Origin of the sequence: Synechococcus sp. H55.10 (genome assembly GCF_047502715.1) — a bacterium.
Lineage (GTDB): Bacteria > Cyanobacteriota > Cyanobacteriia > Thermostichales > Thermostichaceae > Thermostichus.
The window spans coordinates 1-785 of sequence record NZ_JANSJJ010000129.1 but is presented as its reverse complement, the minus strand read 5'-3'; the positions used below and the strand labels follow the sequence as shown (position 1 = coordinate 785).

Sequence of the window (785 nt, the reverse complement as noted above, 5' to 3'; positions counted from 1 at the left end):
CAGATACAGGCGTAGGGATCGCATAAAGGCAGGCCCAGTTGGCAGCTATTTCTTGGTGTGTGAGGTGCAAACTCTATGGTCAGCCAGACTTTGAATGCGGGCCCTGGCCGCAGTTCTCTCCCTGTCCAGCGCAAAACCGCGACCTTGGCCCCTCGTCCCCATCCAAGGACTACTCCGCCCCTCCCCGCCGGCAAAGTCAGAACCAGTCGCCCCCAACCCTCGAAATAAGCCTATACCCCTAGCCGGGATCCCGCCTGGAGAGAGCACCTGATCTGGTGGAAGCAGATCTCCACCGGCATAGCCCTCGTCTCGGGGTTGTCGGTGCTGAGTGTCTACAGTTGGACGGTGCATACCCAAAGCCGGTGGAGCCAGCGCTACCGAGTGTGGCAGCAGATGCAGCGCAACGAACGACAGTTTCTCCTCACCCAAGAGTCCATCGCCAATTCCTTGCGGGAGATCGCTGACCGCTCCGACATGGTGCCTCTGGTACCGGAGCGGATGATCGAGGTGCCAATTGCCCTCCCCAGCACAGCTTCTGGGCAGGGGCAAAACAAAGCCAAGCCTCTGGAGGCATCCGAGCAAGCCCCTCCTTTTTTTTATCCGGTTGGATACTAATCCAAAGGCTCTAAGCGGTAGCGGCTAAGCCAGTGATCCAAGTGCACCTCCTCCTCATCCAGGAGTTGGGCGTTGATCAGACCCCGCTTGAAGGCAAGGCGAATGGCGCGGGCCCGCAAGCTAAAAGTTGTGCCCCACTCCTCGCTCTCAATTTGGTCGTTGCTCACCTC

1 protein-coding gene is annotated in these 785 nt (G+C 59.0%); it reads left to right on the top strand.

What is annotated here, in order from left to right:
• The first annotated feature begins 321 nt into the window (after window positions 1-321).
• Window positions 322-615 carry a hypothetical protein gene (locus NW858_RS08955; protein WP_414520322.1) on the top strand — a complete coding sequence of 98 codons (294 nt, stop codon included), beginning with the start codon at window positions 322-324 and terminating at the stop codon, window positions 613-615.
• Window positions 616-785: the final 170 nt, after the last annotated feature.